At 28.9% G+C, this 21,679-nt stretch carries 21 protein-coding genes; 20 read left to right on the top strand and 1 reads right to left on the bottom strand.

Translation table 11 applies throughout. The features are described 5' to 3' along the window. The first annotated feature begins 71 nt into the window (after positions 1–71). The 14 genes from AACQ14_RS19100 to AACQ14_RS19035 all read left to right on the top strand — a co-directional run bounded on the left by AACQ14_RS19100 (position 72) and on the right by AACQ14_RS19035 (position 15,987). On the top strand, positions 72–1,334 hold the full coding sequence (locus tag AACQ14_RS19100) for a M16 family metallopeptidase (protein WP_339365184.1): 1,263 nt from the start codon (positions 72–74) through the stop codon (positions 1,332–1,334). Further along, positions 1,322–1,771: a dUTP diphosphatase gene (gene dut / locus AACQ14_RS19095; protein WP_339365183.1), complete on the top strand. Its 450-nt coding sequence runs from the start codon at positions 1,322–1,324 to the stop codon at positions 1,769–1,771. The genes AACQ14_RS19100 and dut overlap by 13 nt, the downstream gene beginning before the upstream one ends. Positions 1,772–1,914: 143 nt before the next feature. After that, the gene (locus tag AACQ14_RS19090) at positions 1,915–3,048 is read left to right on the top strand and encodes an aldo/keto reductase (RefSeq protein ID WP_339365182.1); all 1,134 of its coding nucleotides are present in this window, start codon (positions 1,915–1,917) and stop codon (positions 3,046–3,048) included. 201 nt (positions 3,049–3,249) lie between these two features. Beyond that, the gene (locus AACQ14_RS19085; protein ID WP_339365181.1) at positions 3,250–4,062 is read left to right on the top strand and encodes an ABC transporter permease; all 813 of its coding nucleotides are present in this window, start codon (positions 3,250–3,252) and stop codon (positions 4,060–4,062) included. 32 nt (positions 4,063–4,094) lie between these two features. After that, entirely contained in the window at positions 4,095–4,889 is a 795-nt protein-coding gene (locus AACQ14_RS19080) for an ABC transporter ATP-binding protein (protein WP_339365180.1), read from the top strand. Continuing rightward, positions 4,889–5,704, top strand: a complete 816-nt coding sequence (locus AACQ14_RS19075; protein WP_339365179.1) for an ABC transporter permease — start codon at positions 4,889–4,891, stop codon at positions 5,702–5,704. The genes AACQ14_RS19080 and AACQ14_RS19075 overlap by 1 nt, the downstream gene beginning before the upstream one ends. A 111-nt stretch (positions 5,705–5,815) precedes the next feature. Further along, on the top strand, positions 5,816–6,901 hold the full coding sequence (locus tag AACQ14_RS19070; protein ID WP_339365178.1) for an FAD-binding protein: 1,086 nt from the start codon (positions 5,816–5,818) through the stop codon (positions 6,899–6,901). A gap of 19 nt (positions 6,902–6,920) precedes the next feature. Then, positions 6,921–9,305, top strand: a complete 2,385-nt coding sequence (locus AACQ14_RS19065) for a hypothetical protein (protein WP_339365177.1) — start codon at positions 6,921–6,923, stop codon at positions 9,303–9,305. Positions 9,306–9,355: 50 nt separating this feature from the next. Beyond that, positions 9,356–9,961, top strand: coding sequence for a class I SAM-dependent methyltransferase (locus tag AACQ14_RS19060; protein ID WP_339365176.1), 606 nt, complete (start codon positions 9,356–9,358; stop codon positions 9,959–9,961). Between the two features lie 79 nt (positions 9,962–10,040). Further along, entirely contained in the window at positions 10,041–11,084 is a 1,044-nt protein-coding gene (locus AACQ14_RS19055; RefSeq protein WP_339365175.1) for an ArsR/SmtB family transcription factor, read from the top strand. 80 nt (positions 11,085–11,164) lie between these two features. Then, a complete protein-coding gene (locus AACQ14_RS19050) occupies positions 11,165–12,373 on the top strand; it encodes a hypothetical protein (protein WP_339365174.1) in 1,209 nt (402 codons plus the stop codon). A 313-nt stretch (positions 12,374–12,686) separates the two neighbouring features. Then, a complete protein-coding gene (locus AACQ14_RS19045) occupies positions 12,687–13,862 on the top strand; it encodes an anhydro-N-acetylmuramic acid kinase (RefSeq protein WP_339365173.1) in 1,176 nt (391 codons plus the stop codon). Between the two features lie 103 nt (positions 13,863–13,965). Then, positions 13,966–14,865, top strand: a complete 900-nt coding sequence (locus AACQ14_RS19040) for a S66 peptidase family protein (protein ID WP_339365172.1) — start codon at positions 13,966–13,968, stop codon at positions 14,863–14,865. A 42-nt stretch (positions 14,866–14,907) separates the two neighbouring features. Further along, positions 14,908–15,987 carry a dipeptide epimerase gene (locus AACQ14_RS19035; RefSeq protein WP_339365171.1) on the top strand — a complete coding sequence of 360 codons (1,080 nt, stop codon included), beginning with the start codon at positions 14,908–14,910 and terminating at the stop codon, positions 15,985–15,987. A 44-nt stretch (positions 15,988–16,031) separates the two neighbouring features. On the opposite strand, the gene AACQ14_RS19030 is transcribed toward AACQ14_RS19035, so the two are convergent. Next, positions 16,032–16,547, bottom strand: a complete 516-nt coding sequence (locus tag AACQ14_RS19030; protein ID WP_339365170.1) for a GNAT family N-acetyltransferase — start codon at positions 16,545–16,547, stop codon at positions 16,032–16,034. Positions 16,548–16,761: 214 nt separating this feature from the next. Between AACQ14_RS19030 and AACQ14_RS19025 the strand changes: the two genes are divergently transcribed. From AACQ14_RS19025 to AACQ14_RS19000, 6 genes are all read left to right on the top strand, one after another. After that, entirely contained in the window at positions 16,762–17,670 is a 909-nt protein-coding gene (locus AACQ14_RS19025; RefSeq protein WP_339365169.1) for a dipicolinate synthase subunit DpsA, read from the top strand. 5 nt (positions 17,671–17,675) lie between these two features. Then, positions 17,676–18,263 carry a dipicolinate synthase subunit B gene (locus AACQ14_RS19020; RefSeq protein ID WP_339365168.1) on the top strand — a complete coding sequence of 196 codons (588 nt, stop codon included), beginning with the start codon at positions 17,676–17,678 and terminating at the stop codon, positions 18,261–18,263. A gap of 126 nt (positions 18,264–18,389) precedes the next feature. Beyond that, entirely contained in the window at positions 18,390–19,589 is a 1,200-nt protein-coding gene (gene dapG / locus AACQ14_RS19015) for an aspartate kinase (protein WP_339365167.1), read from the top strand. Between the two features lie 156 nt (positions 19,590–19,745). After that, the gene (locus tag AACQ14_RS19010; RefSeq protein ID WP_339365166.1) at positions 19,746–20,459 is read left to right on the top strand and encodes a ClpP family protease; all 714 of its coding nucleotides are present in this window, start codon (positions 19,746–19,748) and stop codon (positions 20,457–20,459) included. Next, entirely contained in the window at positions 20,459–20,659 is a 201-nt protein-coding gene (locus AACQ14_RS19005; protein WP_339365165.1) for a YlzJ-like family protein, read from the top strand. Before AACQ14_RS19010 ends, AACQ14_RS19005 begins: the two co-directional genes overlap by 1 nt. A gap of 77 nt (positions 20,660–20,736) precedes the next feature. Continuing rightward, positions 20,737–21,609 carry an undecaprenyl-diphosphate phosphatase gene (locus AACQ14_RS19000; protein WP_339365164.1) on the top strand — a complete coding sequence of 291 codons (873 nt, stop codon included), beginning with the start codon at positions 20,737–20,739 and terminating at the stop codon, positions 21,607–21,609. The last annotated feature ends 70 nt before the right edge of the window (positions 21,610–21,679 follow it).

Genomic DNA, 21,679 nt, shown 5'->3' with positions numbered 1-21,679 from the left:
TTTATTAAAGATGGGAAAGTTGTATTGTTTAATATACAATTGTAGATAAAGCAATTTTTGGAGGATAAAATATGGTTAAAATGAAGACTATGGATAATGGATTATGTGTAGTTGGTGAAGAAAATTCATTTGTAAGATCTGTTGCACTGGGTATATGGATTAAAAATGGTTCAATAGATGAAAACAAAAACAATAATGGCATATCCCATTTTATAGAGCATATGATGTTTAAAGGAACCAAGAATAGAACAGCTAAAGATATTGCTGATGAAATGTCAGAGGTAGGAGGGAGAATTAATGCATTTACTGGTAAGGAGTATATGTGTTATTACGCTCATACTCTTGATAACCATATAGATGTAGCTCTTGATGTTTTATCTGATATGATACTTAATTCGGGTATGAAAGATGAAGACATGAAAAAAGAAAAAGGTGTCATAATAGAAGAAATTAATATGTATGAAGATTCACCTGAAGAGATTGTTCATGATTTGATTCAAGAAGAATCTTGGAGTGGCTCAACTCTTGGTTATAACATTCTTGGAACAAAGGAATTAGTTAACAATTTTACTAAAGAAGACATTGAAGAATATATGTCAAAACACTATATACCTGAAAATATTGTAATTTCAGTTGTTGGTAAATTTGATTTTGATGAGATGTTTGAGAAAATAAGTGAAAAGTTTTCTGTTCTGAAGAAAAAAAATAGAGTTGAAAGAATTGAAAAATTAAACTATAAAAAGTGCTTTGTAACAAAAGATAAAGATATAGAACAAGTTCATTTATGTATGTCTTTTCCAAGTATACCTTATAATTCAGATGAGATATATATTCTATCCATATTGAATACTATTCTTGGTGGAGGTATTAATTCAAGATTATTCCAATCTATTAGAGAGGAAAAAGGATTAGCATATTCAATCTATTCTTATGTAGAAACATATAATATTGCAGGAATGATTAATATATATGCTGCTACCAATCCAACTCAAATAGAACCAGTTATACTAGGTGTCATGGAAGAAATTAATCTATTGTTAGAAAAAGGAATAGATGAAAAAGAACTGAATCAAACAAAAGAACAATTAAAAAGCAATCTTATAATAGGTTTTGAAAATATGAACTCCAGAATGTCTAGTTATGGGAAAACGAAACTCATGATAGATAGAATAAAATCACAGGACGAAATGATAGAAGGTATCAATGCTGTTAACTTAGATAGTTTCATGAGTTTTGCTAAAAAAACATTCAACTACAATGATATGAGTACAGCTTTAGTTGGAAGACATAAAGATATTGATATTGAAAGGATTAAGAGTCTATGCACAAGATAAAAGTCTATGTAGAGCAAACTGACAGTGGAAAGATATTACCTCTACCAAAGTATATGAGTAAAGATGCAGCCGGCATGGATGTATATGCTTGTTTAGAGGATGATGTAATATTAGAAAAAGGTAAAATCAAATTAATACCTACGGGTCTAAAGATAGCGTTGCCTTCAGGATATGAAGCTCAGATTAGACCTAGAAGTGGTCTTGCTCTAAAACATGGTATTAGTTTAGTCAACACTCCAGGAACTATAGATGCAGACTATAGGGGAGAAATAAAAGTCATAATGATTAACTTTGGTGAAGAGGATTTCACTATTAAACATGGTGAAAGAATTGCTCAAATGGTTATTAATAAGATTGAGCAAGTAGAACTTGAAGTAGTAGATGGCTTAGAGAATACTGAAAGAGGTTCTGGTGGCTTTGGTCATACAGGAAAATAGAATGTTAATAAATTTGCCTTATGAAAATTCATAAGGCTTTAATATTATATTGATTAATGCTATACTAAAACAAAGTATGAAGGTTCTAGCAAGAGACTTATAGAACTTACATATTTAAAATATTTTTAACGAGGTGGTTTATAATGCAATATAAGCTATTTGGAAAGACTAATGAAAAGGTTTCGAGACTTGGTTTTGGCTGTATGAGATTTCACACTAACAATGACGATAATAAAGACATCAAGGAAGAATTGGCTATTAAACAAATTTGCCATGCAATTGATGGTGGCGTCAACTATATTGATACAGCATATAATTATCATGGTGGAGAAAGTGAAAAATTAGTAGCAGAAGCACTGAAAAATGGATACAGAGAAAAAGTTAAGATAGCAACTAAATTACCATCTTGGTTAATAAAGACAAGACAGGATATGGACAAATATCTAAATGAACAGTTAGAAAAGTTGCAGACTGATTATATTGATTTTTATCTTTTACATACATTAAAGAAAAAATTATGGAAGAATTTAGTAGAGAATGATGTATTTGAATTTTTAAATAGTATTGTTGCTGATGGAAGGGTTAAACATGTTGGTTTTTCTTTTCATGACGATATTGATTTATTTAAAGAGATTGTAGATTCTTATGATTGGGATTTTTGCCAAATACAATATAATTTTTTAGATGAAAATTATCAAGCTGGGAAAAAAGGATTGGAATATGCTAAAGAACGTGGACTTGGTGTAGTTATTATGGAACCCCTAAGAGGTGGAAGCCTTGTAAAGAATGTTCCTGATGATATAACAGCTATATGGAATAAGGCGGATATAAAAAGAACTCCTGCTGAGTGGGCATTCAAATTTATACTTAATCATCCAGAAGTTGATGTAGTGTTGAGTGGTATGAATGAGATGGAACATATCAATGAGAATATTAGAATTGCTACAGAGACAACACCTGATTCATTGACAAATAAGGAAAAAGAATTAATTGATGAAGTCAAATCAGTATATGATAGTAAAATTAAAGTTAGATGTACCAATTGTGCCTATTGTATGCCGTGTCCAAAAGGTGTTGATATTCCAGCCTGTTTCGCATTGTATAATGAATCGTCCATGTTTGATTTTCATACTTCTAAAAAAGAGTATACCAAGTATCTAAAGAATGAAAATAAAGCTAGTATGTGTATTGAATGCGGACAATGTGAAGAAAAATGTCCACAACACTTGGATATAAGAGAAAAATTAAAAGAAGTAGTAGAGATTTTTGAAAGTTAAGGATGCCTTAGGCATCTTTTTTTTATCCTAAAAACTTTGATTTTAAGCTAAAGTATAGAAGTTCCATATAGAATATTAAATTTTACTTGATTATTAGTTGACATGTATAAATTTCCTGCTATAATAACTCAGCTTAGAGAAGCAATACCATTTGATTAACTAAATAGTTAATCAAAATAAAGAAGGAGGAAAGTTAATACAATGAATATCTATGTTTTTAAGGCCAATGTGTACAAATATTTTATTACATTGTATCGTGCCTATCCAAGAAGTTTTTTTATATCCAGTATATTAACTATAACCTATACTCTATTATACTCGTATATTCTATATGAACATATCTTTGAGGGAGAAGTTAATAGCGCTTTTATAGGTGAAGCAGGAACTAGTAATTATATGGGATATATTTTGGTAGGGGTATTGGTATATTCTTTTACAGTTAGCACTTTACTCAATGTCAGTAGGAGTCTTATTACTGAGAAAAGAATAGGTACATTGGAAAGCGTAATGTTGGCACCATATAATAGAGGTCTATATTTTTTGGCTTACATGGTAGCACAAACAATACATACTTTTGGAGAATTAGTTTTTGCCATACCAATATTGGTAGTGTTTAAAGTGAAATTTGCGTATTTTGATTTGCTTTCATTCATAATAGTTTTATCAATATCTTTGCTCGCATTTCTTGGACTTTCGCTATTATTGGCAAATCTTATGCTATATACAAGAGATACGTATATATCACAGAATACATTGTTTACAGTTATGTTTCTTATATGTGGAATCAATTTTCCTATTACCTATTTACCAAGTTTTGTATCAAAAATTTCATATCTTATACCTTTAACACATTCTATAAAACTATTTAGAGGGATATTACTAAAAGGAGAAAGCTTAATGATACAAATTGATTCTGTTATAGCTTTAATTCTTCAAGGTATTATTTATAGCTTGATAGGATTTTTGACTCTTAAGAAAGTAGAAAAGATAGCTTTAGAAAAAATTGGTGGATGATCTATAGTTAATTAACGAAAGGAATGAAATATATGATAGAAGTTAGAGGACTATGCAAGACATATGTAACAAAAGAAAGTAAAGGTTTCTTTAAGACCAATAAAAGCCACTTGAAAGCTGTTGATGATCTAAGTATTAATATAAAAAAAGGTGAGATAACAGGTCTGCTGGGTATTAATGGTGCTGGAAAAACTACAACGGTCAAGATGCTTTCTACACTACTTGAACCAACAAGAGGAGATATTATATATGATGGAAGGGATATTAAGAAAAATGAAAAAATAATCAAAAGTAAAGTAAATATGATAGCAGGTGGAGAGAGGATGATATATTGGCGCCTTACTGCTAAAGAAAATCTTAAATATTTTGGCAGCATGTATGGATTACATGGTAAAAATCTAAATGAAAGAATAGATTATCTATTAGAACTTGTAGGATTACAGGATAAGAAAAATATACCAGTGGAGAAATTTTCAAAAGGTATGAAACAACGGTTACAGATAGCAAGAGGATTGATAAATGATCCAGACTACATTTTCTTGGATGAGCCTACGTTAGGACTTGATATTCAAATAGCAAAAGAAATGAGAGCGTTTTTTCTAGAACTGGTTAAGCAACAGGACAAAGGAATATTATTGACAACTCATTACATGAAGGAAGTAGAAGAATTATGTAGATATATATACATATTAAATGAAGGAAAACTTCTCACAGAAGGTTCAGTTGAGGAAATAACTAAGATGTCATCAATTGAAGATGGTAACCTAGAAGATGTTATACTTATGATGACAAAAGATGTTTCCATAGAACATAAGGAAGTGATATAATGAATTTTATTAGATTGGTATGGGCTAATGTTATTGCTCAACATAAAAATTATTTTTTTAATAAAAGTATATACTTATCTTTGTTTTTATGGCCGGTTATTGGATTTATTAATATATATTATTCTTACAAACCATTTAATAATAATATTTTGCTTAGAAAAATAGGTCTGCAACACGATGGGGAAATATATTTGTATTTATTGATTGGATTTGTTGCTATGAGGTTTTTTTATACTCTTATACAATCAGCATGGCAATCCAGTTATTTACTCAGAATGTCAGGGACTTTGGAATTGATATATATGTCTCCGTCTAATAGGATGGGAATGTTAATTGGTAATAGTATAGCTTCATTATTTGGAAGTGTGTGGATGTTTATTATTTTTTCGGTAGGTATGATTACTTTCTACAGAGACTTCCTTAAAGTAAATATATTATCTGCTATTTTAAGTGTAATACTACTATGTATATTAGCAGTAATATGGGGAGTTTTTTTGAATAGCTTATTTTTATTATCAAGAGATAGCGGGTTTCTATTCACAATATTTCAGGAACCCACAGAAATGTTCACTGGAGCAAAGTTACCATTTATGCACATGCCAATGTGGGCAAAAGCTATTGGATATTTATTTCCATTAACTTATGTAATTATAGTTTTGAGAAAATCACTTATGTATAATATTGGTATAATTAACTTATTGCATGATTATGTAATATGTATATTTATCGGAGGAATGTTGATGATAATTTCTTATCTAATGATGAGGGTAGGAGAAAAGAATGCAATAAAAAATGGCACAGCAACGTTATTTTAATAATATATATGTAAAGCGATACTCTCTTAGCTATATTGACAAGGGTATATATCAAAAGTATAATAAGTATAAATATTAGTCGACTCTAAATAGTAGCAAAGGAGCAAATAGATGTATGATATAGTCATAGTAGGAGCTGGACCGGCAGGGGCAACTCTAGCTAGAATCTTAGACAAAAGATATAAGGTCTTATTAATTGATAAGAGGAACCTTAATGAAGATATAGAATATAAGAGAGAAAAATGCTGTGGGGGTTTAATTGCTCCAGATGCGCAGAAAATGTTAGCACATCTTGGATTGGGTATTCCAAAAGATGTTTTAACTGGACCACAGATGTTTAGTGTCAAATCAGTTGATTTTGACAATGGAATGGAGAAACATTATCAAAGACATTATATTAATGTTAATAGAGAGAAATTCGATAGATGGTTAGTATCTTTAATACCTTCTACAGTTGAAGTTAAATTCAACTGCTTATTTATCTCCCATAAAAAACAAAATGACTATATAGAAGTAAAATATAGGGAGAATAATAAAGATTTTGTTGTTAAAGCAAAAATATTAGCGGGAGCAGATGGAGCAATATCAAAAGTCAGAAAACAGGCATTTATAGATTGTACGATACCAGATACATATATATCTATACAGAAATGCTATAAAACACACAATGAAATGCCTTATTATACTTCAATATTTGATAGAGATATTACAGATTTCTATTCTTGGATTATACAAAAGGAAAATTGCATTTTAATAGGTTCAGCCATATTAGATAATGATAAAGCTAATGAAAAATTTGACTTACTTATTGAAAAACTCAAAAATTATGGTTTTGATATAGGTGAAGAAAATAAGAAAAATGGAACCTTAATAATGAGAACAAAAAAAATTAAACAAATTAATCTAATCAGAGACAATGTTGTATTAATTGGTGAGGCAGCAGGGTTTATAAGTCCTAGTTCAGCTGAAGGAATAAGCTACGCATTAAAAAGTGGTACTATGTTGGCTCATAGTATCAATAATTATAATTTGAAATTTGCAAAGTATTATACTAAAGAAAGCAAAAAAATCAAATTAAATATTATTATAAAAAATTTTAAAGCTTTTATAATGTATAACAAGTTTTTACGTAAAGTAATTATGAAATCAAGAATATTGAGCATGGATATAAAAGATATTAACCAAAAAAATAAATAACATTCAGTGGGGTGTGTATATGAATAGGTTTAATAAAGTTCTTATATTATTAGGAATGACATTATTAGCATTTAGTTATAGGAGTATGACTATTAGTGCTAATAATGTTGGAGAAGAAAAGAATTATGAACAATACATTGAAATAGCTAAGAACCTAGAAATAATTTCTGAGGCTGATGACATTAAATATGAAAAATTTATTACAAGAAAAATATTTTGTTCGTTAATAGTAAATACCTATGAAAAAATATCTGGTAGTACACTAGATAATACAAGAAAAATATCTTTTTTAGATACTCGGGAAGATTATGTTTATAAAGCAATCAATACTGGCATTATGCATGAAAAGACTAAATCTCATTTTAAGCCTTATAGCAAAATGACTTGGGAAGAAGCAATCACTATTGCTACAAATACGATGAAACTATTGGAAAAAGAATTAGATCAAAAAATTATTTGTAATAATGATTATGAACTAGAAGGAAATAATAATGGAATAGTATATGATGATCAAATAGTCGAATCAGTTAAAAGTGCTTTATCTACTGAGCTGATAACTGGATTAGATAAAAAAATAGAGTTGAAAAATAAAATAACTATTGAAGAAGCTATTGAATTATTAGTGAAGATGACAACCATTGTACAAAACACTAAAGATAATTATTTTTTGGATAAAGGAAATTATGTTGTAGATGGAGTATGGTGGCATTTTGATAAAGATAGCAATTTTGTTAAGGATTCTACATATAATAATGTCTTTCAAGCTTATGTCGGTTTTGTATTAAAGAAGGATGGCAGATTGTATATAGATATAACTTCATATGATTCTCCACCATATTATGATTCTGATGGATGTGAAATAATAAAAAAAGCAAATTGGAAACTTTTTGAACTAGAATGTATTACAAGTATTCATTCTTGTAATGACGGTAATTTATTGATAACTTGTTTGGATGGAAGTGTTTGGCTGATAGATCACAAATTAGAGTATAAAAGAATTGATTTTCCAGAAGCTATTAAGGAGATAAAGGGTGATGAAGAGATTCTTATGGCTCTTGGAAACTCTGGCAAAGTTTATTTTTTTGGTGAAATACCTTTACAACAGGAAAACGTAGCTAACATTATTAAAATATCTAGTCGGGATAATATTTATAGAGGCTTAGATGCAGATGGTAATGTATGGGAATGGAGTAGTAAATTCTTATTTGATAAGTATTCAATTAATAAACCAATGATTAATAAGATGATAAAAAGTAATGAATTGGATTTTTATAATATATGGGATGTAGATTTAATAAAGTTGGCAGAAAATAATATTATTATTGAAGTAGATGATACTTATTGTAATGGATGTTTAGTTTTAAACAATAAAGGAGAAATTCTATTTAATAATAATTCAAATCAACGTTATGAAGTACTTCCATTGTCAGTAAAACAGTTTAAGAATTCCACAGTACTAGATGAAAATGGTAAAGTATGGTATATGGATACATTACCAAGGGCAGGTGGGTATCAATGGATGGAACCTGTTCTTATACCAGGAATGATGAATGGAATATTGATAGATGATAATGTATGTTTACAAAGAGATGGAAGTATATGGAGCTGGGAACGTATTGGTTTTACAGAACCAACATTTGTTGAACATAAATTAGGATTTTTACCTGATGAAGTTAAACCTTCAGAAATTATTAAGATATTAAGATATAATAACTATATATTGATATTGGACAATAAAGGGGTTTGCTGGTACATTTATACCTATGAAAAGAAAAAAGAATTAGGGGTATCAAAACTTCAAGAAGCTAGCCCATTATTTAAGAATATTAAAGATGTAGGATATGGATTTGTTTTGAATAATAATAGTGTTTATTGGTTTGATATTGAAAGTAAAGATGAAAAGGATAATATACAGCTTAATTTTATAATGGATAATATTAAACAATTAGTTTCTGGGTACTATAATTCTTTAGTACTTGATAATAACGGTAAAGTGTTTGATATTGGTGAAATATATTATTATTTAAAAACACCTTTAAATGAAATAAAATATCCAGTACAATTTAATAATATACCCCAAATGGTGAAATTATGGGATTATAATTTGTTACAATATCCTGTAGGCGTAGGTATAGATATAGATGGTAATTTAATTGGATTTTTATTATATAATTATTCAGATGTAAAACAGACTTTTAATAAATTAGCAATTAAAGAGTATTCTGATTTAGCTTTTACTAACAACCATATTATTGTAATTAAAAATAATAAAAAATCAAAATCTTGGTTAATTAGTTATGATCCAATTACAGTAAAATGGGTTAATGCCGATGGCATCATTGGTCCAGAAAGAGATTTTATAAAAATTAAAGAATGTTCTAAAGTCTCTTTTCAGGATGACTGAGATTTATATATGATAAAATTGAAAAATAAGAAAAAAGGTAATGTATATTTATGGATAATAATATAAAAGAAATAATAAGAAAAAGTTATAATAATAATGCGAACCTTAGAAGTTCAATAATTCCTGATTGGAAGAAAAAAGAAGTAAATAAATTTTTATCACATATAAATGATAGTAAAATGAATTTACTTGACCTTGGTGCTGGTTCAGGAACATTTGCAGAGTATTTCACTAAAAAAGGATTGGATGTTTATTGTATTGATATTTCAAAAAGTATGATTGATATATGCCTGTCAAAAAATCTAAAAGGAGAGGTAATGGATTTTTATAACTTGGATTTTGAAACAGAACAATTCAACCTTGTTTGGTCTATGAATACCTTATTGCATGTACCAAAAAGAGACATTCATATTGTTTTAGGTGAAGTTCAAAAAGTCCTTAAAAAAAATGGTATTTTTTATTTAGGATTATATGGTGGAGTATCAACAGAAGGTATATATGAGGAAGATATATATGAACCTAAAAGATTTTTTGCTTTTTACTTAAAAGATGAATTACTAGATATAGTCAACAACCATTTTAAAATAATAGAATGTGGCGAAATAACTCTTGATGGAGACCGTAATTTTTTATCTATGATTTTAACAAGTAAATAATTATTAACCTATACCCACAGCTATTTTAAATTTTCTATAAGTCAAGTATAGTATACAGTGAAGGGAGGAAATATAATTAATGTACTTAACATATTTTGATAGAGATAATGATATTAATATATATTTTATATATTCTCCTTTCCATGAGTTATTAGGTAGCCTTCATGTATTATCAAGACATGAGCATCATGTACCTAGACAGATTTGGGCAGAAGACATTATGAAAACATTGCCTCCAGAGATTAAAGATAAAATATTATTTTATGCTAATGTAACTAGTAATTTTTTAGGTGTTATCGGGTTTTTAGAGAATAAAAAATTATGGGATATTAGTATTTCTGAATGTATTGGTGAAATAGCAAATATTAATGAAGTGGATTTCTTTTACACTATATTTAATGGCGAAATAGATAAGGGATCCCTTATTAATGCTATAAATAGCAATTATTATAATAGAAGTATTCCAAATAAATATGTAGAATGTCTAAAAGAACATAAGGAATATAAAAGACAATTGATAATATTTCTAAAAGAATACTATTATAATTATTTCGTAAATGAGGTAAGTTTTGCTGAGCCCATATTAATTAGAAAGCTAAAAAGAGAATATAAAAGGTGTAAAGAAATATCAGTTTATAATTATATACATTCTCTTCACCCTAGAATAGAAGTAACAGATAATAAAATTAATTTTCATAAATATAAATTATTTGAAGTGAATAAAGAAAATATAAAAGAAGTAATATTCAACGTAGACAGTTATATAATTCCTCATTTATTATTAGGTATGAATGAAACCCAGAAACTAATAAGTTTAATAATACCAACATATATTACTTCATATGATGATGATAAATTACCAAAAGATACATTAAATATCTTTAAGGCTATTGCTGATGAAACCAGAATGAAAATTGTTCGTAATTTATATAGGCAGCCTATGGCAACTCAAAAGTTAGCGGATAGATTGAATTTGACTGAAGCATGCATTTCCAAGCATTTAAAAATTTTATATAATACAGATATAGTGACTAAGATTAGAGATGGTAATTATATTAATTACCACCTTAATCAAAGAATTATTGATAGTTTGGTTTTGTATATTTATGAATATATAAATTAGTAACTTACTTCCAATCCAAATATTAACATATATACCATAGATTTAAACCTTAATACATGTAAAGAAAGAGGAAATAGTTTATGAAAAAATTAATCATAATAACTTGTTTAGTATTTTTAGCACTAGTTGGATGTCATAACAATGGTGAAGAGAAAAGTGATATAACACAAGTAGATAAGGGTATAAATGAAAATCAATCACTAGAGGATAACAACTTAGATAATAAAAAATTAAATAGTAATATTGAGGACTTATTAAGTAGTGAAGGTGTAAAACTTAAAATAAGCCAAGACAACAGTGAATTCTTTCCTGCTTCAGAAGAATTTACTAATAAGGTTATAGAATTAATTTCTAGACATGGGAATTCTATCTGGAGAGATACTAATACGGATAATTATGATGTAATATTAAGATGTGATGGATTCAAAGATATTCATATGAATCTAGAATGTGGTTCGTTTTGGTTTGAAGATAGTGAAGAATTATATATATCTCCAGTAGCTGATAGATGGAATAATTACATTATAAAAATAATAAACGGTAAGCCAATGTATAGCTCATTTAAGAAAACAATATTAGGTAAAATACAGTTACAAAATAGTATGGATGAAGCTGTTTTATTTTATGACGGTGATGTTAGATTGCAAGTCAATAACTATGATATACTTATTGACGATTATTTGAGTGAAAGTGATTTATTTAGAGAGCATAATCCAGTAAAATATGAACTAATAAATATTAATAATGAAGATTTATTTTTACTTACAAGAAATTCATATGACAGAAATGGAAAAGTTATAAACCAATACCTTTATAAATATGAAAATGAAAAAATAGAAAATATATGGTCCACTGATAGCATTGATTGTGATGTAGAATATATTGATGTTAATAAGAAATCATTGTATATCAATTTCCCATTCATTAATGAGAAATATCAAATTAAATTAACTCAAGATGAAATAAAAGAAGTGAAAAGATTGAAAGAACAATTAGAAAGTGAAGGAATAATTGTAGATGAAAACTTCTATAAAAACACTTCAGATAACTTGATTTGTGTTCCTAGACAGAGTCAAATAAAAGATATAGATAATAATGATATCAATGAACTTGTTATTACTATACAATTTGATAATGTAGGGATGACAATGAGCCCAATACCATCAATGAATGCGAAAGCAATTATTGTATTTAATATACAGGATAATAATATAGTTTTTAGTAATATTATTTTTGAAAGGGACAATGTCAATAAAGATCTAGATTATTTATTTAAGAGTAATCAATAGGTTTTTTACTCTAATATATTCTATAGATTTAGATATTAATTCTTCTAGAATATCAATATCTTCCAGTTTATTAATATACAAACAATAAGAATTTCATAAGATCATTATCGTTCATTTTAATTCTGCCATAATTCTCACCTCGCTAATAATATGCCTGATACTTTATTGTATTATTATTCTTTTGAATTTACTATAAATAAATTTATAATTATATAATGTTGAAATATAATTTTATATATGATACCATATATATGAAATTATATTTCTTAATTTTATAATACTAAAGCTAAATTAAGCTAAAGGAATGGTGACTTTGATAGATAAACTACAAAAAATAATTAATAAAGATAAAAAAATTGCTATAGGGTTAATGTCAGGAACTTCACTTGATGGTGTAGATGCCGCTCTTGTAGAGATTGAAAAGTCTTCAATTGAAACAAAAGTAAAACTTCTAGAGTTTGATACACTCAATTACAATTTAGAAGAGAGAAACAAAATCCTTGATATATGTGCTAATGAAACCTCAACAGTTGAAGACATATGTAAGATGAATGTATATCTAGGTGAGAAGATGGCAGAAGCAGCTATGAAAGTTATTGAAAAAGCAAAGATTGATAAAACTGATGTGGACTTCATTAGTTCTCATGGACAAACAATATATCATAGTCCTGAATATTTTGCTACATTACAGATTGGAGAATTAGCTGTGATAGCAAATAGAACAGGGTTGATTACAGTAGGAGATTTCCGCCCAAGTGATATGGCTGTTGGTGGTCAAGGCGCACCATTAGTTCCTTTTGTTGATTATCTATTATTCAATAATAAAACCAAAGGCAGAGCATTAATAAATATAGGTGGTATTAGTAATGTATCTTTAATAGAAGCTAATGCAAAACCAGAAGAAGTGGTTGCTTTTGACATGGGACCAGGTAATATGTTAATAGATGCTGTTGTATCTATAGGAACATATAATAAAAATACATATGATGTTAATGGGTATTTTTCTTCTAAAGGAGAAGTCTGTAATAATTGGTTGGATGTTATTATAAATAATGATAGTTTTTTAACTAAATTACCACCTAAGAGTACAGGTAGAGAACAATATACATTTGAATTAGCTCAGAATTTATATGATGAGGGTATCTCTAGAAATTTGGGATTTGAGGATATTGTAGCAACAATAACAGCTTATACCGCTAAATCAATAGTAATGCATTTCAATAATTATATTGATATCCACCATAATATTGATGAAGTCATTGTCAGTGGTGGAGGAGTCTATAATAATACTATCATGCAAGGTCTGAAAGATGGACTTAAACAAGAGGTATCAATAATGGATCAATGGGGATATTCGTCAGATGCAAAAGAAGCTATTGAGTTTGCAGTGCTGGGAAATGAATTCTTACATGGCAATAATAATAATCTACCATCAGCTACAGGTGCAAATAGAGGAATTAGTATGGGTAAACTAGCGTTACCTTATTAAAGGAATACTTTATCTAAATTTAGAATATATAGTAATAGAATATTAATTTACTTATTATAGAAAAAGATTAATGGGGGTGGTCATAATTATTAGACCAAGGAATTTGAGAACTGGAGATCTGATTGGTATTATTGCACCTGGTAGCCCTACTACATTAAATAACGTGAATATGGCAAAAAAACATCTAGAGGAACTTGGGTTTAGAGTGAAGATGGGTGATAGTTGTTATAGTCAGAATGGATATTTAGCTGGTGAAGATAACTTAAGAGCTGAAGATGTCAATAATATGTTTTTAGATGATAATATAAAAGGAATCATGTGTTTGAGAGGTGGCTATGGGACTACTAGAATACTAAACTTAATTAATTACCAAAGGGTAAAAGAACATCCTAAAGTATTTGTGGGTTATAGTGATATTACAGCCCTTCATATAGCTTTTAATCAATTATGCAATATGGTTACCTATCATGGTCCTATGGCAGGTGTAGATATGCTGGATGGAATGGACGAATTTACAAAAGATAGCTTTTTATCATGTATAGGAACGAAAGATAAAATTAATATTGGAAATCCTCCTGGGACTGCTATGAAATGTATATGTTCTGGTACAGCAAAAGGTAAGCTGACAGGTGGTAATTTATCATTGATTGTGTCAACTTTAGGTACACCCTATGAGATTGATACAAAAGGTAAGATTCTATTTATTGAAGAAGTTGGAGAAAGACCATATGTAATAGATCGTTCACTTACACAATTGAAAAATGCAGGAAAGTTAAGAGATGCAGAGGGGATTGTATTAGGTGACTTCAAAGATTGTGTACCACTTGAAGATGAAGTGAGTCAAAGTCTGGAGGAAGTATTCAATGATATCATAAAACCTTTTAACAAACCTACTATCTACAACTTAAAAGCAGGACATTGTATTCCCATGATAACATTGCCTTTGGGATTAGATACATACTTGGATGCTGATAAGTGTCAACTTATTGTTGATAATAATTGATGATAATATATAAAATCAAAAAATTAATTATGGGGGAATTAGTTGAAAATATTGGATATAAGAACTAATAAGTTCTCAATAGGTTTAAAGAAACCTTTTAAAACTGCTCTTAGGACTTTATATCATATAGAAGCTATTATTGTAGAAATTGTTACTGAACAGGCTAGAGGTTATGGTGCAGCATCACCTACTGCTGTAATAACAGGAGATACAAATAGTTCAATAATAGGTGCAATTGATCATATTAGACAACTAATTATAGGAAAAGATGTAAGTAATTTTGAAGAAATAATGACCACACTTAATAAATGTATAGTTGGCAATACTAGTGCAAAAGCTGCTATAGATATAGCATTGTATGATTTGTATGGGAAATTATATAATGTACCAGTATACAGATTATTAGGTGGTTATAGGGATAAATTAAAAACTGATCTTACAATCAGTCTGAATACACCTGATGAAATGGCAACTGATAGTTTGAAAGCTGTTAATGAAGGATTTGATAATCTAAAGGTAAAAGTGGGTAAGGATTCTGATTTAGATATTAGAAGGATGCAAGCCATCAGAAAGGCTGTAGGAGATAAAGTTAAAATTAAAGTTGATGCAAATCAAGGCTATGAACCAAAGGAAGCAATCTACGTCATAAAAAGAATGGAACAAAAGGATATTAATATTTATCTTATGGAACAGCCAGTTCATGGAAAAGATATAGATGGATTAAAGTATGTCACTGAAAATGTGAATATACCTATATTAGCGGATGAAAGTGTATTTTCACCTGCCGACGCTATGAATATAATTAATAAAAGAGCAGCAGATATAATTAATATCAAACTAATGAAAACAGGGGGTATCTATAATGCCCTGAAGATTATATCATTAGCTGAAATAGCTGGAATGAAATGTATGATTGGTTCAATGATGGAAAGTAATATAGGAGTTACAGCTGCAGCTCATCTAGGAGCGGCTAAAAAAAATATAATAGAGGTAGATTTGGATGTACCACTTTTATGTAGTGAAAGCCAGGTAGTAGGTGGTATATCATATAATAAAAATAATATATTATTTAACCAAGAATTTGGTTTCGGTTTTGGGAAGATAGACTTTATTGACAAATAAAGCCTATCTTTTTTTATAGGGTAATTTTAGCCTATTTTTAATTATTAAGTACAAGTTCTGTTGACTGCTCTCATGATATACATATCTTGATTGTTTTTCTCTATAAAAGAATTTATCTTATATCCACATTTAATATATGTTTCAACAGCTGGTCTATTGCTACTATTAACTTTTAGATAAGAATATTTGTAACCTAATTTATTAAATATTATTTTTTGTACAAGCTTCATCACTTTTATACCATAGCCTTGTTTCTTAGCAGAAGATTCGCCAATAACATAACCACCCAATTCTACATTGTTTTCATCTATTACACGAAGTATTACAGCGCCAATTGGCATACAATAAATATTTTTTTCTTCAATGATATAAATTACTAAATCAGAATCTTTTTTATAATCTTTATACCATTTTCTTGGACTGATCCTTTTGTTAGAATTATTGGATATTGATTCTGCTTCATTACTATTTTTATACCATTTCTTGATTAAATTGTAATCTTTACGCTTTATCTCACGAAATTTGAATTCTTGATTTTCTAATACGGAATATTTTTTCATGAAATTCACCTGACCAAGTTGCTTTAGATATTTATATATAGGATTCCATTTTATAAAATAGTTATTACAATATATGTGAATTAGGTTGGGTAGGTACATTGTCTAAGTAATGATTATATTTATGTAGTACATGCAAATTTAGTATTCAGGGGTCACATATAGCCTGTAGAAAACATATTTTATTATTAAAGTACTAAGTTAGTGATGATAATATATGAAAAACAAAGTAGCAGTAATTGGTGGAGATTTAAGACAGATTTATCTAGCAAACATATTTTCTAATAATAATCAAGTTTTTATTTTTGGTAACGAGCATAAAGAGCTATCTAGTAATGTGAAGCAAGCAATATCTTTGGAAGAAGCGGTAAAAGATGCAAGTTTTATAATTTGTCCTATACCTTTTTCTAAGGATAATGAACATATCTTTGCTGCTAATTCTAAACAAAAAATATTATACAAAGATTTATTTAATCTAATTACATCAGATCAATATATTTTTTCAGGACCATATACTGAAGAGGTATTTGAGTATGCAAAAGAAAATAATATTCACTTATTTGATATTGTAGCTGAAGATGAGTTTGCGATACTTAATTCAATACCAACAGCAGAAGGTGTACTTAGTATGATGATAGAGAATGTAGAAATTACTCTTGCGAATAATAAATGTTTAGTTTTAGGTTATGGAAGATGCGGTATGGCAATAGCGGACCTAGCAAAGAAACTGAACATGGATGTATATGTAGCTTCTAAGAATAATGAAGAATTAATAATGGCTACAATAAATAAATTAAAAACAACTAAGATACAGGATAATAAATTGTTTAGGGTAGATTATTTAACCAGAGATTTCTTGGATGACAGTAATTTCATTATTAATCTAGAGAAATTCAACTATGTAATTAACACAATTCCTGTAGCACTTATTGATATTGATGTATCAAAAAAACTTGATGATTATATTTTTATAGATATAGCGAATGTCTATGAAGATAACACAAACAAATTCATAAATGCTCGTGGAATACCAGGAAAATATTCACCAAAAACAGCAGCTAAAATTATTAGTGGTGTTATCGAAAAAGAGATATATGGAAGGAACAATAAGTCAGGAAAGGAGTAGGTAATTTGAGAGAATTAGAAGGTAAAAAAATTGGTTTTGCTTTATGTGGGTCATTCTGTACGTTAGCAAGAGTTTTTGATCCCATAAAACAATTGATAGATAATGGTGCTGAGATTTTTCCAATAATGTCTAGTAATGCGTATTCTATTGATACTAGATTTGGTAATGCAAAAGATTTTGTGAAGAGACTAGAGGATTTAACTGGGCATAAGGTTCAAACAAAAATAGAAGAAACTGAGCCGATAGGACCTAAGAGGCTTTATGATATGTTAGTTGTTGCACCATGTACTGGTAATACATTAGCTAAACTGGCTAATGCCATTACTGATACAGGAGTATTAATGGCGATAAAAGCTACTCTAAGAAATTGTCAGCCGGTTATTATTGCAATAGCTACCAATGATGGATTAGCTCTAAATTTTAAGAATTTTGGTACCCTCATGAATACAAGAAATGTTTATTTTGTTCCATTTGGTCAGGATAATCATTTAACTAAGAAAAATTCATTAGTAGCTAAGATGGATTTAATTTATGATACAGTTATTGAGGCATTTGAAGGAAGGCAAAAACAACCTGTACTTATACAGTATTAGTAGACAAAAACCTTTTCAAAATTGTGAGTATATGGTATATTTAGTTAAAGATAAAGAAGAAAAAAATTTTCAAGGATACTTAATTCTATTTAGGATTCCTTGAAATATTAATTATGGGGTGAATATATGAATATATTAATTCAAAAATTTGGTGGTACATCTATGGCAACAGAAAAAACTAGAAAAAATGTTGCTGATAAGATAATTGAAGCTAAAAAGATATACGATAATGTTGTAGTAGTTGTTTCTGCTATTGGTAGACTAGGTGCACCCTATGCTACTGATTCACTACTTCATTTAGTTAATTATAAAAATACGAAATTATCTTCAAAAGAAATAGATTTACTTATGTCAGTAGGTGAAATAATATCTTCACTTGTATTAACTAATACTTTACTTGAAAGTGGAATAGATGCTTGTACATTGACTGGTGGCGGTGCTGGAATAATTACTGATGATAACTATAATAACGCTGATGTAATTAACATTAATACAGAACCTTTGATGAAACTACTGAATGAAGGTAAAATTCCTGTTGTAGCTGGATTTCAAGGTGTGACTATAGGAAATGATGTAACAACTCTTGGAAGAGGTGGAAGTGACACAACAGCATCATTACTTGGTGAAGCATTAAATGCTAGTGCAATAGAGATATATACAGATGTTGATGGTATAATGACCGCTGATCCTAGAATATGTAAGAGTGCCAAAATAATTGATGAAATAAGCTATAATGAAGTTTTCCAGATGGCTGGAAGTGGGGCAAAAGTTATACATCCACGAGCTGTTGAAGTAGCTAGAAGAGCAGGTATACCATTAATTATTAAAAATACGTTCAACAATTCAAGAGGAACAAGTATAAAAAGACATATTGGTGTCGAGAGAAAGAAAACTATTGAAGATAAATTGATAACTAGTATTGCTCACAAAACCAATATAACTCAGGTATCTATAAAAGGAGATATTGATGATGAGAATTTCTTTACAGATCTTGCAAGAGAAAATGTGAGTATTGATATTATTAATATTTTCCCTGAAAGGAAAGTATTTACAATAGATGATGTCTGTAAGGAAAAAGTTATTAGATTAATTGAAAAATATGAAGCACCTTATACTTTTATTGATGATTGTTGTAAAGTTACAGTTATTGGAGAAAAGATAACTGGTGTTCCTGGAGTAATGGCAAAGATTATTCGCTGTTTAAGTAAATCATCCGTTGAAATATTACAGACAGCCGATTCTTTATCAACAATAGCATGTCTGATAAAAGAAAAAGATTTGGTAATAGCGGCTGAAGCTCTTCATAAAGAATTTATGCTCGGATAAATAAGTTGATTGCTTTAATTGATATATTGAACTTAATGATAAATATAATTATACGTTAAGTTCAATATATAAATTCGCCTAAATAGAATGAATGAAAATATAGATTTATTCGCATAATATATTTACAAATATAAAAATATTGAAGGGCGAAATATAATGGATAAAAATATAAAGACTAATGAACAAAATAGAAATGATGAAAAAGCTGATTCACAAGAAGTTAAAGAGTATGGACAAGTTACAATTGATAAGGAAGATGACAGAATACATTGTCTAACTATCATTGGGCAAGTGGAGGGACATGTTTGCTTACCTCAGCAAAATAAAACTACTAAATATGAACATGTATTGCCCCAACTTGCATCTATAGAAGAAAGTGACAGTATTGATGGTTTATTATTACTTCTTAATACAGTTGGAGGAGATGTAGAAGCTGGACTGGCTATAGCAGAGATGATAGCTTCACTTAGCAAACCTACTGTTTCTATAGTACTTGGTGGAGGTCACTCTATTGGTGTACCACTTGCTGTATCAACCAAGTATTCTTTTATAGTACCAAGTTCAACAATGACAATACATCCTGTAAGAATGAGCGGAACAGTAATTGGAGTTCCTCAGACCTTTGAATATTTTGATAAGATGCAGGATAGAATAGTGGATTTCATTACCAGAAATTCCAAAATAAGTAGAGATAGATTAAAACAGCTTATGTTAGATACTGGAAAATTAGCTAAAGATGTTGGAACAATAATTGTGGGAGAAGAAGCTGTTGAAGAAGGGATTATTGATGAATTAGGTGGTATAGACAAAGCTATAAAAAAACTATATGAAATGATTGAAGAGAATAAAAAAGAAGGTGAAGAGTCCTAATGTATTATTCTATAATACCTTATGAGGAGTTATTTCCCACTACCGAAGATGATTTCAAATATGAAGAAGTGACATATGAAGGGAATACGGTTCAAGTATATAAAAAAGATGACAAATATATTATAAAAAGAGTCATATCTACTGATTTAAAAGTATATCTTAATAAAGAACTAAGTCCTGGAAGTGAATTAAAAATGTAGCTATGCTTTATTCTTGGGTTGAAATAATATGGTAAAAGGGTTAAAATATAACATGCATAGGTATGAGGGGGATTTTTATGTCATTTTTTGAGGCAATTCTTATGGGAATTGTTCAGGGGTTAACTGAGTTTTTACCTATCAGCAGCTCTGGTCATTTGGCTATATCAAGACATATATTAGGCTTACAGCTGGATAACATTTTATTTGAGGTTTTACTACATATAGGAACACTTGTAGCAATCATTGCAGTTTATTATAAAGATGTCATTGATTTAATAGTCAGCGGTTTAGGATTAATAGGTCGTCTATTCAAATACATAATTATAAGTATGGGAAATTTGATTTACAAGAATAATAAGAAAACTCCACAGATTATTGATAATGATAAGAAGAAATTCGTGATACTTATCATTGTTGCCAGTATTCCCACAGCAATCATCGGACTAATATTAGAAGAGAAAATCATTGAATCTTTTGATATATTATTAGTTCCTGGAATTTGTTTAATTGTTACTGGATTTTTACTATATTCAACTATAAAACTAAAATCAGGTACTAAGAAGGAAAGTAAGACTTCATATAAAGACGCTATAATAATAGGTGCTTTTCAAGGATTTGCTGGACTTCCAGGTATATCACGTTCTGGTTCAACAATTGTTGCCGGACTTCTTAGAGGGCTAAATAGAGAATTTGCTGTAAAATTTTCTTTTTTGATGTCCTTACCAGCAGTAATTGGAGCAATGATATTACAAATAAGAGGTTTCCAGTGGGATACACTTTCTACTATTATAACAGCACCTTATGTAGTAGGAATGGCTGTATCTGCTTTTGTTGGATACATATGTATCAAATTGTTGATTAAGTTAATTAAACAAAATAAATTACATTATTTCGCATATTATTGTTTTGTGATTGGCATAATCGTAATAATTTCCCATTTTGTCTTATAGATAATAAGGGATTTCGTAATGATTTTAAAAGAATACTTAGGAATTAGGGTACAGATAAACATAAAGAAGA

The organism is Vallitalea maricola, assembly GCF_036985595.1.
Classification (GTDB): Bacteria; Bacillota; Clostridia; order Lachnospirales; family Vallitaleaceae; genus Vallitalea; species Vallitalea maricola.
The sequence above is the reverse complement of the archived record's forward strand: the minus strand, read 5'-3'. Positions and strand labels throughout refer to the sequence as shown.